We start from the raw sequence: 14247 nt of genomic DNA, 5'->3' as shown, positions 1-14247 counted from the left end.
GCGGCCACGCGTCGCGCGACGGTGTCTCGCTGTCAGTCCGCCGTCCCCGTGTCGGGTCGCGTCGGCGGTGGCGTCTGGATCTCCTCGTCGGTGAGGTAACACTGCGGATCGGGGGCGAAGAGGTCGTCCTCGACGGTCAGCGCGCGCAGGCGGGAGCCCCCGCGGCAGACCGCCTTGTACGCACAGTCGGCGCACTTCCCGGTCAGGCGGGACTCGCGGTCCCGGAGCGCCGAGAGCAGGGGATTCGACTCGTCCTCCCAGATCGCGCCGAAGGAGCGGTCCCGGACGTTGCCAAGCGAGTAGTTCTGCCAGAACTGCGTGAGATGGACGTTGCCCTGGTAGTCCACGTCGGCGACCCGTTCGCCCGTGGGATCGCCGCCGTTGGTCCGGAGGTACTCGTAGACGGTGCGGGCCTTGGCCTCGCCGTAGTGTTCGCGCGCGTACTCGACGATGTAAGCGGCGTCGGCGTAGTTGCCGACCAGCAGCGTCTCGATCTCCTCGCCGCGCTCGTGGTAGTCCCGGGTCATGTCACAGACCGTCTCGACGGCGTCGCGGCGCTGTTCGGGCGTCAGGTCGGTGTCGAGGATCTCCGTCCCCCGCCCGCCGTAGTCGAGGTGATAGAAGCAGAAGCGATCGAGCCCTTTGTCGCTGAGCAAGTCGACGACGCCCGTGAGGTCCGGCGCGTTGCGTTCTGTGATCGTGTACCGCAGGCCGGTCTTGAGGCCCGCGTCCAGGGAGTTGCGGATCCCTCGAACGGCGGCGTCGAACGCGCCCTCTTTCCCGCGGAAGGCGTCGTTGCGCTCGGGGAGCCCGTCGACGGAGACCCCGGCGTACTTCAGACCGGCGTCCCGGAGCGAGCGGGCCCGGTCCTCGGTGATGAGCGTGCCGTTGGTCGAGAGCACCGGACGAACGCCCAGGTCGTCGGCGTAGGCGATCAGCTCTTCGAGGTCGTCCCGAACGAGCGGTTCGCCGCCCGAGAAGAGGACGACGGGGACGCCGTAGTCGGCCAGCCCGTCGAGCATCGCCTTCCCCTCGGCCGTCGACAGCTCGCCGTCTGCGACCTCGGTGTCGGCGGCGGCGTAGCAGTGGTCACAGTAGAGGTTGCACTGCTTGGTGACGTTCCAGACGACGACCGGCCGGCGCTGCTTGCGGTCGCGGATCTGTTCTTTCCGAGAGTCCTCGGCCGCGTCGTAGCGCAGCCCGTCGCCCTCTGCGTCGAGGTCACAGAGGAGTTTGCTGACGGAGATCACGCCTCGTCGACCTCCGTGGCGGCGACGGCCGAGGCACGCTCGGCCTGGCACCGCTCGACCGCCTCGGCGGGACAGAGCCACAGCGCCTCGGCGCTCCAGTCGAACAGCTGCCGAGCCTGTTCGCGGGCGATGTCGGCCGACGGCGCGCTGACGCTGCCCGCGTGCGTGAGCGGGTCCGACTCGTGCTCGCGGACGAACAGTTCCCACTCCCGAGAGACAGCGTCCCGCGGTTCGTCGACGGTGACTGACAGGGGGTCGTCTGGCATACCCGACGGTTACGCTCTGACCCACAAAACCGGGGGACCGCGTTCCCACCGGCTGGGAACGGGGACGCACCGGTTCGGGAGACGGACGGCGAAAAGCCGATCCTACGATCGGTAGGATCGGCGGTATGAGACGGTCAGCGGAGCGGCGAAAAGGGACAGATATCGAGAGGAGAGCTGGGAAAATAACGAATTTATACTTAATGCGGGCTGGTGTCACTCAACGGTTGCCGCCCGGCGACCCCGGGACGGCGGTTTACCATGCCACGAGACTTCATGGCCGAAGACAGAGGCAAGAACGTACTGACAGCCGACGGCGATATGGTCGGTACGATCGAAGACATCAAAGGGAGCAACGCACACGTCAAGCCCGAGTCCTCACTGAACCAGAGCATCCGGAGCAAACTGGGCTGGACATCGGACAGCGAAGACGTGTACGAGCTCAATCACTCGGAAGTGTCCCAGATATCGGACGACGAGGTGCATATCAAGCGCAATCCCTGATTACACTCGGATCCCAGTGAACCCCCCATCGCAGTAGCCGGTGACGCTGCTACTGCCCTCCCGGTCGTGTTCCGGACCGCTATTTTTCCGCGTACTCGCACAGAGTCCCGGCGTCGACGGACAGCGACGTGGCTCCGCGATCCCGCAGTTCCGCGACGATCCCGTCGAGGTGTTCGAAGCCGACGACGGCGACTGCGGTCCCGTCGGTTCCGGCCAACGCCCGCGCCATCGTGCGCTCGCGAGCGGCGTCGGCGATCTCGTCGGCCGCCGGGCGCTCGAAGGCTCGCAGGACCGAGAAGCTCCGCGAGAGGTGTCGGCGTTCGTGTTCGGCGACGGTCGCGGGATCGCCCGGCCGCTCGACGTCGAGGTCGATCCCCCCGTCGGCCAGCGGCGTCGGGAACCGATCGCGACCGAAGACGCTCGCGAGACGACAGGACAGTGCCTGCCGGCCGACTGTGATCGCGTTGGAGGCGATTCGACCGAGCGTCTCACGGTCGGGCGAGCGGTCGCGGATCTCGTCGACCAGCGCCGCCAGGAACCGGGGGCCGTGAGCGTCGATCGCCGCGCTATCGGCGTCGGTCGCGGCGAGTGCAGCGCTCATCTCTCCCTCGCCGCCCGCTTCGAACAGGGGAAGCGCGAGCGGCGGGAGTTCGACCGCGACCGTGTCGGGATCGAGCGCCCGGATCGCGCTGTCGACACGGTAGACGCTGGCAGGGTGGTCGTGGACGACGCCGATCAGGAGGACGGCTCCGTCCGGATCTTCGAGGAGACGGAAGTGATCGGTACGAATGCGGGGGTCGGCAAGCAGTGCGTCGGGCGACTCGGGAACGGCCCCGAGATCGTCGGTGGTCATCGAAGGGTTAGCATCCGTATGCTTTCGACCGGTTTAACCCTTGCTTATCCTGTCAGTAGAGAGATCGTACCGAGGCGGCGTGCGAAACCCTGCCGGGCGCGCGAAAGAGCGGCGGCAGCGCGCGGTTAGTCGTCGTCGAGGACGCCTTTCGCGACGGCGACGTCGTCGACGTCCGGGTCCTCCGCAGTCTCTCGGAGGACGAATCGCTTGCGGACGATGTCGGCCGCGTAGATGACCGTCCCCAGGACCATCAGCGTGTCGCCGGGCAGACGGGCCCAGAAGAGGGTCTGGACGAGCGGCTGGTTGTAGAACGGTAGGCTCCGGCCGGCCGCGTAGCTCCCGGTGAAGATCGCCTCCAGCTGGAGGAAGCCGACCGGCAGCACGGAGACGAACACCATCAGCGCCAGCCCGACGTTCCAGCACCAGAAGGCGTAGCGAAGCCAGGTGCCGTCCCAGCGGTCGGGTTCGATGGCGATCTGGAGCATGTACGTGACCATCCCCAGCGCGAGGAAGCCGAAGGCCCCGAACATCGCGGCGTGGGCGTGACCGACGGTGAGGTAGGTGCCGTGCTCGTAGTAGTTGATCAACGGAAGGTTGATGAAAAAGCCCAGCACCCCAGCGCCGACGAAGTTCCAGACGCCGCTGGCGATGATGAACATGAACGGGAGCCGGTAGGGGAAGCTCTCGCCGGCCCCGGTCATAGCGCGGTACTGGCTCAGTGCCTCGTAGAGGATGAACACCAGCGGGATCAGCTCCAGCGTCGAAAAGACGCTCCCGATGGGTACCCAGATGTCGGGCATCCCGATCCACCAGTAGTGATGGGAGACGCCGATGACGCCGGTCGACATCACCAGCAGCGCCTGGAGCATGACCGCCTTCTCGGCGCTGCGGCGCTTCAGGAGGTTCATCGACACCAGCGTCAGCCCGATGATGGCGACGATGAAGAACTCGAAGGCCCCTTCGACCCACATGTGGACGACCCACCAGCGCCAGAACTCCGTGACGGCGATGTTGGTGTCCGGGGTAAAGAGAAAGCCCGCGGTAAACAGGAGGGCGATGGAGCCGCCGGCATAGAGGATCATGTGTGCGAGCCCGTAGCTGGGTTCCCTATCGAGCAGCGGCTTCAGGCCCCGAACCGAGAGGACGGCCCAGATGAGAAAGCCCGCGAGGATGCCGAACTGCCAGAGCTTCCCGACTTCGAGGTACTCCAGGCCCTCGTTGCCCAGGATCCACCAGAGGCCGCCGTCGATGTACCCCTTGGAGCCGAGCCAGATCCCGCCGAGACCGCCGACGACGACCACGACGATCGCCGCCAACAGCCCGTTGACGTACGTCGACTGGCGATCCGGCTCGTGGCCCGTCAGCAGCGGCGGGAGGAACAGTCCGGCCCCGAGCCACGTCGCGGCGATCCAGAGGATCCCCAGATCGATGTGCCAGGTCTTGGCGATGGCGAAGGGGAGGAGCTGGAGGATGTGGACGCCGAATATCTCTTCGACGCCGAAGAAGCCGGCTCGCTCGATGTAGAAGTGCGCCAGTAATCCCCCCAGTAACACCTGTGCCAGGAAGAGCCCGGCGGCGACCGGCACGAATCGCAAGGCGGCCCGCTGGCTGGGGAACACCTTCACGTCGCCGGGTTCGGGGACGGAAATTCCCTTCGCGGACGGTTCGGGGAGCGAGATCGACTTGTACAGCCAGACGCCGAAGCCGGCCCCAGCGACCAGCAGGACCATCGCGATGACGCTCCAGGTCATCGCCGCCGCCGTCGCGTCGTTACCGGCACCGGGCTGGAAGGGCCAGTCGTTCGTGTAGGAGTGGTCGCCGTCCGGTCGGTCGGTGTGGGAGAACCACGCCGTCCACAGCGCGAAGTCCGCGAACTGGCGGGCCGCCTCCTCGCTGTCGATCATGTCGACGGGCACGCCGCGCTCGTGGTCGCCCTCGTGGTAGCGTTCGACGTACTCCTGGCGGACCTGCTCGTGGGCGTAGGCCTCCGCCGCGGAGTACTCGATCGGGCCCCCGCCGTACTCGCCGTCGAGGTCCCGCTCGACCACGTCGGCGACGGCGGCCTGCTCGTCGCTTTCGAGGGCCTCGTACGCGCTGTCGTGGCGCTTCTGGGCGTAGTAGTCCCGCATGTGCTGGACCTTCAGGTCCAGCGTGTCCGCAGTGTAGTCCTGCCCGTAGTACGCACCGTTGCCCAGGATCGAGCCGTGGTTCATCAGCCCGTCCTTCTGGAACGCCTTCTTGCCGTCTCTGATCTCCTGTCCGGTCACGATCGTGTCGCCGTCGGGTCCGACGACTTCGTCGGGAATCGGCGGTGCCGACTGGTACGCGAGCCAGGCACCACCGCCCATGACGATCAGATTGAACACGAAGACCACCGCGATGATCTTCGCGATCGTCGCACGTTGTACTTGCATACAGGTGGCGATTGGCCGACTCCCTACATCAATCCGCGTCGGGTTCTCAGCACCGGGCGACGGGGCGAACATGTTCACCGTCGGCGCGGGCGGCGGCGATACCGACAAGAGCCGCAGTATGACGGCCGAACTCGTCAGTCCGTGTCGGTGCTGTTTTACCCCTCCACAGGTGAGATTCTGTCACGGATGGTCCGGGACCCGTTCGAAGACGAGTTGTCGCCGGCGCTAGAGGACGTGCTCGACGCGCTGGACGACGAGGACTGTCGGGCGATTGTCAGCGTCCTGGAAGAACCGATGACAGCCAGCGAGATCGCGGAGGAAAGCGGCGTACCGCTATCGACGACCTACCGGAAGCTCGAACTGCTGACGGAGGCGTCGCTGCTCCACGAGGGCGTCGAGGTGCGTCCCGACGGACAACACGCCAGCCGCTACGCGATCAGCTTCGAAGACGTCGTCATCTCGCTGGACGACGACCGGACGTTCGAAGTCGAGATCTCTCACCGGCCTCGGACGCCGGACGAACGCCTCGAAAACCTCTGGTCGGAGGTCAGAAAAGAAACATGAGCCCACATGTCCCCAGTTCACAGGTCGGTATCGTCGCGACGAAGACGCTCACGCTCATCCTCGGTGGGCTGATTACGTACTACTCCTATCGGGCCTACCAGCGAACGAGCGCCAGAGAGTTACAGGCCCTCTCGTGGGGGTTCGGGATAATGACATTTGGGGCGTTGATCGGGGGCGTGATCGACATCTTCGTCCCCAGGATCCTGGCTCGTCTCGCGTGGCTCCCCGAGAGCGGCTTCCAGGACTGGCTCGTGGTCAGTGTCTTCGTCCAGAGCCTCCTGACGACGGTCGCCTTCGCCATCATCCTCTACTCGCTGTACGTCGACTGACCTCGCAGTTGGCGTGAGCGAACCGTTCACGCGCTGACGAGGGTCCCGACGGAGTAGTCGCCGTGTTCGACGACGACCAGCAGCAGGTTCGCCGCGAAGGCGAGTGCGCCCAGGGCCGCCAGTCCCCAGCCCGCAGTGATCGCGGGCGACGGGAGGAGGTCGGGAGCGACCGAACCGAGGACGACCAGCGCGATCCCGGCGGTGTAGGCGACGCCGTCGACGACCGCCAGCCGGTCGAGATAGAGGTCGTCGACCATCGGCACCGGTTCGAGGCCGACCTGATCGCTGTAGCGGTCGACCCACACGAGAAACGGAACGATGTGGTACAGCGTTCCGAGGACGACGAAGGCCAGACCGCCGGCCAGTAACAGCGGGCCCGTCGCCGGGCCGCCGAAGGTGACGGCCGTCCCGAGCGCGTTCCGCGACCAGCCGACCAGTGCCGCGACCGCCCACGCGCCCAGCCCCGCTGCCGCGAGTCCGTAGCGGGTGAGCATCGGCGTCCACTCGACGCGGGTCTGGCGGAGCCTGTTGGCGACGACGACGGCGATGCCCAGCACTGAGAGGGCGACGACCACCCCGCCAGCGCGGGCGATCGGTGCGACGCCGAACAGCCGGCCCGCGACGAGCGCCGCCACGCCGACGGGGTACGCGAACGTTTCGATCCGCTGGAAGCGCCGCTCGATCGGACCGAGTTCGGTCTGGGTGAACATCGTCGCCAGCTGGTAGAGCGCCCCGAGCACCGTCGTGAGCACGGCACCGAAGATCGCCGCCGTCGCGTGGGCCGAGCGGACGGTCGCGTGGGTGAGGCCTACAGCGGGGAGCGCGCTCGCGGCGAAGTCGACCGCCAGCACCATCCCCAGCGTGGGCACGACCACGAACCAGCCGACGGCGACGACGAAGTGTGACTCCGTGGCATCGAAGGGACGGGCCCCGGCGAGCGTCCGGGCGAGATTGTAGGCGAAGAGCCAGACACCGGCGACCGCGAGCACGCCAGCGATCGGGAGCAGCCCGAGCGCGCCCGTGAGGAAGCCAGCGGCCAGGCCGGCGAACCCGAGCCCCGCGAGGGGCAACTGGAGGACCGCCAGCCGTCTGGAGTGCAGGGAGACGCCCGACCAGACCGGGACGAACTGCGTCATCGCCCCGAGGATGGTCAGACAGATCCAGCCCGCGACGAACAGGTGGACGTGAGCGACCTGCCCCGCCCAGCCGGTCGTCACCGCGGCAGTCGCCACTCCCGCGACCAGGTACGCCAGTGCCACGAGGAAGTGGGCGAGCGGGATCGCAGTCGGCGGACCGCTCGACTCGTCGATGGCGGCCGGAATGACGCTCATACCCGTCCGTTCGTCCGCCAGCGTGCTGTCGGTGTGGCCGAACACGTTCGGGACAACGGTTGCTTCGGGAGCAGCCGTCTGTTCACGCATGGACGCGACCGAGGCCCTGCAGACGACCGACGCACCCGACGACGCACCGATCCGCGAACTCGACGTACGTTCGCTGGGCCCGCCGAAGCCACTGCAAACCACCCTCGAAACCCTGGCAGAGATCGACGACGACGAGGTCGTCGTCCAGTTCAACGATCGCGCGCCGGAGTTCCTGTACCCGAAACTCGACGACCGCGGCTTCGCCTACGACACCGTCGAGGGCGACGACGTGACCGCGACGACGATCTGGAAGGCATGACCGACTACCTGACCGAGCCGGACCGCGAACCCGGGGGCGACGCCACCCGGTCGGCGGAGAACGCGGCGATCGACCGGATCAGAGAGCGCGGCGAGTCCGTCCGCGACCGCCAGGTCGAGCGAGCGCTGTCGGAGCTGGAGCTGTCGGAACGCGAGCGCGACGCCGTGGAGCGACTCGGCGACCGCCTCGTCGAACGGCTCCTGGCAGTCCCGGAAGCGCAACTCGAACGGGCCGCGGGCGACGGCGACGACGAGACGCTGGCGGCCGCCCTGAAGCTGTTCTCTGGCAGTCGGTGATACGGAAAGTTGTAGGTCTTTACCAGATCGATCGCACGCCGTCGTGCGGTCGACTGGGTAAACGCCTACAACCGTCCGTATGAGTGCGTTCGCGGCGAGAACTGGAGGGGTGAGGCCGGGGACGGTCGAACCGAGGTTCAGGCCGAAGACGCGAGGATCAACAGCGCCTCGCTGTCGGTCCGGGCCCGGGGAGCGATGTCCTGGTCGCCGTCGAACCGGACCACGTCGCCGGCCGTCAGTGACACGACCTCGTCACCGAGGTGGAGATCCAGCTCCCCCGAGAGCTGGTGAAAGACGATCTGGCGGTCGGGATGTTGGTGGACCGGGACGCCCTCGTCGGCCGCGAGGCTGAGCCGGACAGTGTGGGGTTCGTGCTCGAACAGCGTCGCCCGGCCGTCGTCGAGGTCGTCCAGCGAGACCAGTTCGGTGTCGCTCATGCTTTCGGGAGCCGGGCGACGTAGTTGCCGTCGTCGCGCTCCTCACAGGAGTACCCCGCCGCGTCGAAGGCCTCGACCTCCGCCTGGAACTCGTAGAACAGCGGCTTCGGTTCGTGGTCGTTGACGATCTCCAGGGCCTCGCCGCTGTCGAGGGTCTGGAACGCCTCGTGGATCATGGGGTGGCGCTGTGGCGGCGGTACCTCGCGCAGATCGAGTGTTTCGGCTGGCATCGGTCGACGGTAGTGGCCACGAGCGGGAGGGACTTTGGCCGAACGTGTTCGGCCAGAGCGGCGATATCAGTCCGGGTCGAACTGCCCCGTCTGGAGGCCCCGACGCACCGGCTCGTGTTCGGCGTCGGTCGGCGGCGGCGCGGTGACGAGCGTCGCCTCCAGTCGCTCGCCGTCGTCGGCTTTCACCCCGCGTTCCGTCCCTGCGGGCACGACGGCGACGCTCCCGGGCTCGGCCGCGTGGTCGCTCTCGCCGTCGCGGATCACGCCCGACCCCGACACGACCGTGATCGCCACGTCGCTGTCGGGCGCGTGGACGGGGATGAACTGTCCCGGCTCGAAGTATCCCAGGACGACCTTCTGGCGCTCGGTCTCGTGGATCGTCTGTGCGGAGAACTGTGCGTCGTCGTAGCGTCGTTCGGCGTCGATCGACGTTGCGGTCACGAACGATAGATCGGCCGGGACCGCGGTCTGGGTTTGCCCGAACGTGTTCGCCAGCAACCACAGCGGGCTGGCGGCCCAACGCTGACGTATGAGTCTCCTCTCCGGATTCGCTCGCGACGGTGAGGGCCCCGAGTACGACGACTACGACGAGTTCGCCCCCGAACACCTCCCGGAACCGGGACCGTTCCTCGACGGCGCGGTCCTGACCGGCCGCGAACACGCCGCCTTCCACCGGGCGACGCGGACGCTCTTCGAGCGTCGCGGCGTCATCGACATGACCTTCGGCTACAACCTCGCGCGGCTGAACCTCGACCGGCGACATCCCGATTCGGGCTTTCGGTACGCCCGCGAGACCGAGACGGACGGCGAGCGCGTCCTCCGGGCGGAGTTCGCCCCGACGACCGAGTTCTGTCCACAGAGCGACACGCTGACCGTCGGCGCGTTCCGGGCCTGGAACGGCTGTCGCGAGTCCCACGAGTACGACCTCGTGCGGGTCCGGGTCGATCCGATGCACCACCAGAGTGCGACGATCAACGCGAAGCTACGGGAACTCGAAACGGTGTTCCGAGAGGCCGGCGAGATCCCCTCCGATATCGACGCGGGCGACGCCACGGCGGCCGACGACGTTGTCGACGAGGGCGGGTTCGACACCCCGTTCTAGGTGGCGCGACAGTGAGGTGTGCGAACGACCGTCAAGGCTCGCACGAACGTGTTCGGAGTAACGCCGACGTAGCGAGCGGCGAAACCGGCCCCCAATGGCAGCAACGCAGCTCGTCCTGACGACAGTGATGGTCGCACTGGTGGCCGGTGCGGCCGCGGTCGTAACGAGGCTGGAGAACTGGCGCTCGTACACGCCGGCCGTCGGCGGCGGTGGCGGGACGGTCGACGAGACGGCACACCACGGCGAGAAGCCCGGCGGACTGACTCGCTGGCTCACGACGGTCGACCACAAAGACATCGGACTGCTCTACGGGACCTTCGCCGTGCTGGCCTTCGCCTGGGGCGGCGTGGCAGTCGTGTTGATGCGGTTCGAGCTGGTCACCCCAACCTCGAACGTCCTCCAGCCGGCGATGTACAACGCGCTCCTGACCAGCCACGGGATCACAATGCTGTTCCTGTTCGGGACGCCGATCCTGGCCGCGTTCTCGAACTACTTCGTCCCGCTGTTGATCGGGGCCGACGACATGGCGTTCCCGCGGATCAACGCGATCGCGTTCTGGCTGTTGCCCTTCGGGGCGGTCCTGATCTGGGCCGGCTTCTTCATCCCCGGCATCGCACCCGCACAGACGGCCTGGACGATTTACACGCCGCTGTCGCTGGATCAGCCAAGCCCCGCGATCGACCTGATGATCCTGGGGCTGCACCTGACCGGCGTCTCCGCGACGATGGGTGCGATCAACTTCATCGCGACCATCTTCACCGAACAGGGTGAGGACATCGACTGGGCCAACCTCGACATCTTCAGCTGGACGGTGCTGGTCCAGTCCGGCCAGATCCTCTTTGCGTTCCCCCTGCTGGGCAGCGCCCTCGTAATGTTGCTGCTCGATCGCAACCTGGGGACGACCTTCTTCGCGATCGGCGACGGCGGCGGGACGCTGTTGTGGCAACACCTGTTCTGGTTCTTCGGCCACCCCGAGGTGTACATCCTCGTGCTCCCGCCGATGGGGCTGATCAGCTACATCCTCCCGAAGTTTTGCGGTCGGAAGCTGTTCGGCTTCAAGTTCGTCGTCTACTCGACGCTGGCGCTGGGGGTCCTCTCCTTTGGCGTCTGGGCACACCACATGTTCGCGACCGGGATGGACCCGCGGCTGCGGGGCGCGTTCATGGCGATCACGATCTCGATCGCGATCCCCAGCGCGGTCAAGACGTTCAACTGGATGGCGACGATGTGGAACGGCCGCCTGCGGCTGACCGCACCGTTTCTCTTCTGTGTCGGCTTCATCGCCAACTTCGTCATCGGCGGGGTGACCGGCGTCTTCGAGGCGGCGATCCCCGTCGACCTCCTGTTGCACGACACATACCAGGTCGTCGCCCACTTCCACTACGTCATCATGGGCGGGATCGCCTTCGCGGTGTTCGCCGGGATCTACTACTGGTTCCCTATCTACACCGGCCGCTGGTACCAGCGCACGCTCGCCAAAGCCCACTTCTGGCTCACGATGATCGGGACCAACATCACCTTCTTCCCGATGATCCTGCTGGGCTACGCCGGGATGCCCCGGCGGTACGCGACCTACGACGTGGCCGTCGGTCCGATCGACCTGTTCACGCTGCTCCACCAGATCGCGACGCTGGGCGTCGTCCTGCTCGTCGTCGGCCAGCTCCTCTTCCTCTGGAACGTCGTCACCTCGTGGCTCGAAGGGCCGCGAGTGACCAGCAACGACCCGTGGAACCTCGACCGCGACGGCATGCGAGCCCGCGAGTTCGAGTGGTTCGCGTCCGAGCGACTGCCCGCGCTGACCGACGGCGGCTCCGAGAGCGAAGTGAGCGGAGCCTCGTCGGAGTTGCGGTCCGACGACGGCGACTAATACGGTTTATTGTAGTTGCTTACCGGTGATCGTCTACTCCGTGGCGACGATCACCGGTACATTCCTACAACCGCCCGTATGAGACGGGTTCGTCGCGGCCGACGCGTTACAGCGCTTCGAGCGTGACCGAGCCGTCGTCGACCTCGACTGTCAGCTGATCGGTTCCCGCACCGATTTGTCCGCGCGTCCCCTCCTCGCCGCTCTCGACCTCGTCTAGCACGCCGTCCGAGACCGTGACCGTCCCGTTGTCGCTGCGGGCGGTAACCGAGAGATCCAGGGACGGAGAGAGTCGGAGCGTCACGTCACCGTCGTCGGCGCTGACGGTCGCCGGGCCGTCGACGTTCGCGACGGCGAGGTCGAGGTCGCCGTCGTCGGCCTCGACGTCGCCGATCGTTGTCGCCTCGGTCGCCGAGATGCCGCCGTCGTCGACCTTCCCCGCGACGCTGTCGACCGCACCGACTTCGATGTCGCCGTCGTCCGCGTCGATCTGAACACCGCCGTCGAGCGGGCCGACCTCGGCGGTGCCGTCGTCGACCGAGAGCGCGAGGTCTCCGGCCACGTCGCCGATGGTCGCGTCGCCGTCGTCGATTGTGAGCTCCCCGACTCGGACGCCGGACGGCACCTCGACCGTGAGCGATTCGAGTCCGCCCCCGACGGTGCCGATCGCGACACCTGTCGTGTCCTTCACGCCGACCGAGAGTCGTCCGTCGTCGACGTTTCTGGTGACCTGTACGTCGCTCAACTCCGTCCCGCCGATAGCGTACTTCGTCGCCCGAATCCGGACTTCGTCCCCGTCCCAGGGCTCGACGGTCGTCTCGCCGTCGTCGCCGTCGATAGCTACTGCATCGACGCCTCCGACACTGTACTCCACGTCCGTCGTTTCGCGCTCCGGTTGTCCGGAGATCGTACAGCCCGCGAGCGCCGCCGCCGCGCCGGCAGCGCCAGTAGCGAGGAAGTGGCGTCGAGTCGGCGTGTTCGATACGTCGTCCGAGTTCGAGTGAGACCAATCCATACCTGGTGGTTCCGGTGCTAGCAGTATAATCCACCCACCACAGCTTCAGAATGCGAAAGTGTGCCCGTCGATGAGCCAGACCGACAGCGACGCCGCGTGTCCGAACGCAGACTGCGATCCGCGTGCTGCCCGTCGTTGCCGGCGGTTAGCCTTCGTAGCCGGCGTAGTCCATCAGCTCGGCGAAGATGTCCGAGTCCATCGCCTCCTCGTAGACGATGCCGCCGACCATTCCGCCGGGGTAGGTGTTGCCGTTCATCGCGTGGCTGACCTTGTGGCAGTGCATGAGGTAGACGCCGGGGTCGGCGTCGGCGTCGAACTCGATGGCCTTTCGCTCCGCGGGAGCGACGTTGATCACGTCCTGTTCGTACTGCGCGGCCTCGGGGACCTCCGACCCGTCTTTCTCGACCACGCGGAAGCGGTGGTTGTGCGTGTGCATCGGGTGGCTCATGTAGCCGTTGTTGGTGAGGTGGATGCGGACCGTGTCGCCCTGCGAGACGATGACCGGCGAGCCGTCTTCGGGGTGGAGCGTCCGTGGCGCGCTCTTGCCGTTGATCGTGAACACGTCGGGGTCGCGGTCCCGCGGGCTGTAGGTGGCGTCCATGCCGGCCATCTGCTTGTTCAGGGTCGAGTCCCAGTCTTTCAGCGTCATGAACAGCTCCTGGTCGGCCTCCTCGTACCCCTTCGGGTCGACGCGGAAGATGCCGTACATCCCCATGTCGATGTGACGCTGGGTCTGGTAGTGGCAGTGATAGAGGTGCGTCCCGGGGACGTTGGCCGGGATCTCGTAGGTGTGCTTCTCGCCGGGGTTGACCGTGATGCCCGTCGTCGTCGGCACGCCGTCGTTCTCCCAGGTCTTCTTGACGCCGTGGAAGTGCAGCGTGTGGGGCATGTTGGCGTCGGTGTTGTCGAGCGTCACCGTCATGTCTTCACCCTCGGTCGTCCGGAGGATCGGACCTGGGACGCTGGGATCGCCGTCGTCGGCCTTGAACGCCCACACCTTCGGCAGTTCGACCGGGCCGCCCATCGTCTCCTCGGGGTGAACCATGTGCTTCGAGGCGACGGTCGAAATCGTGACCTCGCCGCCCTGCTCGTCGACGTTGACGATCTCCGGCGGCGACGTCGTCGGCAGCGACTCGGACTGACTCGCCATCGAGGTCTCCGTCGCCGTTTCGCTCGTCGTCGAGACCTTCGAGGACGACGTGGGTGCCTGACAGCCGGCGAGCGCCAGCGAACCGCTCAGGCCCGTTGCAGCGACGAACTCTCGGCGACTCATACTCGTTCCGGGGGCTCCGATGCGATCAGTCATTACACTTTGTCGTAGGTAAGACTCCCTTATAGCCCGCCGCGGGGATTCCCACCAGATGGAAACTCCCCGAGTATGCAGGGGCCGGCGGTATTCGTCGACGGATTGCGGCGCGGCGGGCGCGCATGGAAAGCGATTTAGCT

The 14247-nt window shown here is 66.7% G+C and carries 17 protein-coding genes; 7 read left to right on the top strand and 10 right to left on the bottom strand.

The genetic code is table 11. The features are described from left to right. Positions 1-32: 32 nt before the first annotated feature. Positions 33-1250 (bottom strand): TIGR04347 family pseudo-SAM/SPASM protein, encoded by a 1218-nt coding sequence (locus HALKA_RS0115015; protein ID WP_018258768.1) that lies wholly within the window; start codon positions 1248-1250, stop codon positions 33-35. Beyond that, positions 1247-1516: an Htur_1727 family rSAM-partnered candidate RiPP gene (locus HALKA_RS0115010; RefSeq protein ID WP_018258767.1), complete on the bottom strand. Its 270-nt coding sequence runs from the start codon at positions 1514-1516 to the stop codon at positions 1247-1249. The genes HALKA_RS0115015 and HALKA_RS0115010 overlap by 4 nt, the downstream gene beginning before the upstream one ends. A 258-nt stretch (positions 1517-1774) precedes the next feature. On the opposite strand from HALKA_RS0115010, the gene HALKA_RS0115005 reads away from it, so the two are divergent. Further along, complete coding sequence (locus HALKA_RS0115005; protein ID WP_026190338.1) at positions 1775-2017, top strand: DUF8593 domain-containing protein; 243 nt, start codon at positions 1775-1777, stop codon at positions 2015-2017. Between the two features lie 79 nt (positions 2018-2096). Here HALKA_RS0115005 and HALKA_RS0115000 read toward each other — a convergent pair whose 3' ends face one another. Together HALKA_RS0115000 and HALKA_RS0114995 are read right to left on the bottom strand one after the other, a co-directional pair. Then, entirely contained in the window at positions 2097-2870 is a 774-nt protein-coding gene (locus HALKA_RS0115000) for a TraB/GumN family protein (protein ID WP_018258765.1), read from the bottom strand. Positions 2871-2995: 125 nt separating this feature from the next. After that, positions 2996-5284 (bottom strand): nitric-oxide reductase large subunit, encoded by a 2289-nt coding sequence (locus HALKA_RS0114995; RefSeq protein WP_018258764.1) that lies wholly within the window; start codon positions 5282-5284, stop codon positions 2996-2998. 186 nt (positions 5285-5470) lie between these two features. On the opposite strand from HALKA_RS0114995, the gene HALKA_RS0114990 reads away from it, so the two are divergent. Next, positions 5471-5848 carry a winged helix-turn-helix domain-containing protein gene (locus HALKA_RS0114990; protein ID WP_018258763.1) on the top strand — a complete coding sequence of 126 codons (378 nt, stop codon included), beginning with the start codon at positions 5471-5473 and terminating at the stop codon, positions 5846-5848. Beyond that, positions 5845-6177, top strand: a complete 333-nt coding sequence (locus HALKA_RS0114985; RefSeq protein WP_018258762.1) for a DUF7521 family protein — start codon at positions 5845-5847, stop codon at positions 6175-6177. Before HALKA_RS0114990 ends, HALKA_RS0114985 begins: the two co-directional genes overlap by 4 nt. Before the next feature lie 26 nt (positions 6178-6203). Here the strand turns inward: HALKA_RS0114985 and HALKA_RS0114980 are convergent, their stop codons facing one another. Beyond that, positions 6204-7508 carry a hypothetical protein gene (locus HALKA_RS0114980; RefSeq protein ID WP_026190337.1) on the bottom strand — a complete coding sequence of 435 codons (1305 nt, stop codon included), beginning with the start codon at positions 7506-7508 and terminating at the stop codon, positions 6204-6206. Between the two features lie 88 nt (positions 7509-7596). On the opposite strand from HALKA_RS0114980, the gene HALKA_RS0114975 reads away from it, so the two are divergent. Then, positions 7597-7857 carry a DUF2249 domain-containing protein gene (locus HALKA_RS0114975; RefSeq protein WP_018258760.1) on the top strand — a complete coding sequence of 87 codons (261 nt, stop codon included), beginning with the start codon at positions 7597-7599 and terminating at the stop codon, positions 7855-7857. After that, positions 7854-8153, top strand: coding sequence for a glutamyl-tRNA reductase (locus tag HALKA_RS0114970; RefSeq protein ID WP_018258759.1), 300 nt, complete (start codon positions 7854-7856; stop codon positions 8151-8153). The genes HALKA_RS0114975 and HALKA_RS0114970 overlap by 4 nt, the downstream gene beginning before the upstream one ends. A gap of 137 nt (positions 8154-8290) precedes the next feature. On the opposite strand, the gene HALKA_RS0114965 is transcribed toward HALKA_RS0114970, so the two are convergent. The 3 genes from HALKA_RS0114965 to HALKA_RS0114955 all read right to left on the bottom strand — a co-directional run bounded on the left by HALKA_RS0114965 (position 8291) and on the right by HALKA_RS0114955 (position 9261). Further along, complete coding sequence (locus tag HALKA_RS0114965; RefSeq protein WP_018258758.1) at positions 8291-8590, bottom strand: cupin domain-containing protein; 300 nt, start codon at positions 8588-8590, stop codon at positions 8291-8293. Continuing rightward, a complete protein-coding gene (locus tag HALKA_RS0114960) occupies positions 8587-8820 on the bottom strand; it encodes a DUF2249 domain-containing protein (protein WP_026190336.1) in 234 nt (77 codons plus the stop codon). The genes HALKA_RS0114965 and HALKA_RS0114960 overlap by 4 nt, the downstream gene beginning before the upstream one ends. Before the next feature lie 66 nt (positions 8821-8886). Continuing rightward, positions 8887-9261: a cupin domain-containing protein gene (locus HALKA_RS0114955; RefSeq protein WP_026190335.1), complete on the bottom strand. Its 375-nt coding sequence runs from the start codon at positions 9259-9261 to the stop codon at positions 8887-8889. 88 nt (positions 9262-9349) lie between these two features. Here HALKA_RS0114955 and HALKA_RS0114950 point away from each other — a divergent pair, with 88 nt between their 5' ends. Further along, positions 9350-9922 carry a DUF7998 family protein gene (locus tag HALKA_RS0114950; RefSeq protein WP_018258755.1) on the top strand — a complete coding sequence of 191 codons (573 nt, stop codon included), beginning with the start codon at positions 9350-9352 and terminating at the stop codon, positions 9920-9922. 94 nt (positions 9923-10016) lie between these two features. Then, positions 10017-11789, top strand: a complete 1773-nt coding sequence (locus HALKA_RS19630) for a cbb3-type cytochrome c oxidase subunit I (protein WP_018258754.1) — start codon at positions 10017-10019, stop codon at positions 11787-11789. Between the two features lie 106 nt (positions 11790-11895). On the opposite strand, the gene HALKA_RS0114940 is transcribed toward HALKA_RS19630, so the two are convergent. Together HALKA_RS0114940 and HALKA_RS0114935 are read right to left on the bottom strand one after the other, a co-directional pair. After that, positions 11896-12801 carry a DUF4097 family beta strand repeat-containing protein gene (locus HALKA_RS0114940; protein ID WP_018258753.1) on the bottom strand — a complete coding sequence of 302 codons (906 nt, stop codon included), beginning with the start codon at positions 12799-12801 and terminating at the stop codon, positions 11896-11898. A gap of 145 nt (positions 12802-12946) precedes the next feature. Then, positions 12947-14107 carry a multicopper oxidase domain-containing protein gene (locus tag HALKA_RS0114935; RefSeq protein WP_018258752.1) on the bottom strand — a complete coding sequence of 387 codons (1161 nt, stop codon included), beginning with the start codon at positions 14105-14107 and terminating at the stop codon, positions 12947-12949. Positions 14108-14247: the final 140 nt, after the last annotated feature.

Source organism: Halomicrobium katesii DSM 19301, assembly GCF_000379085.1.
Classification (GTDB): domain Archaea; phylum Halobacteriota; class Halobacteria; order Halobacteriales; family Haloarculaceae; genus Halomicrobium; species Halomicrobium katesii.
Note: the sequence above shows the minus strand (reverse complement) of the source record. Positions and strands in the feature narration are given on the sequence as shown.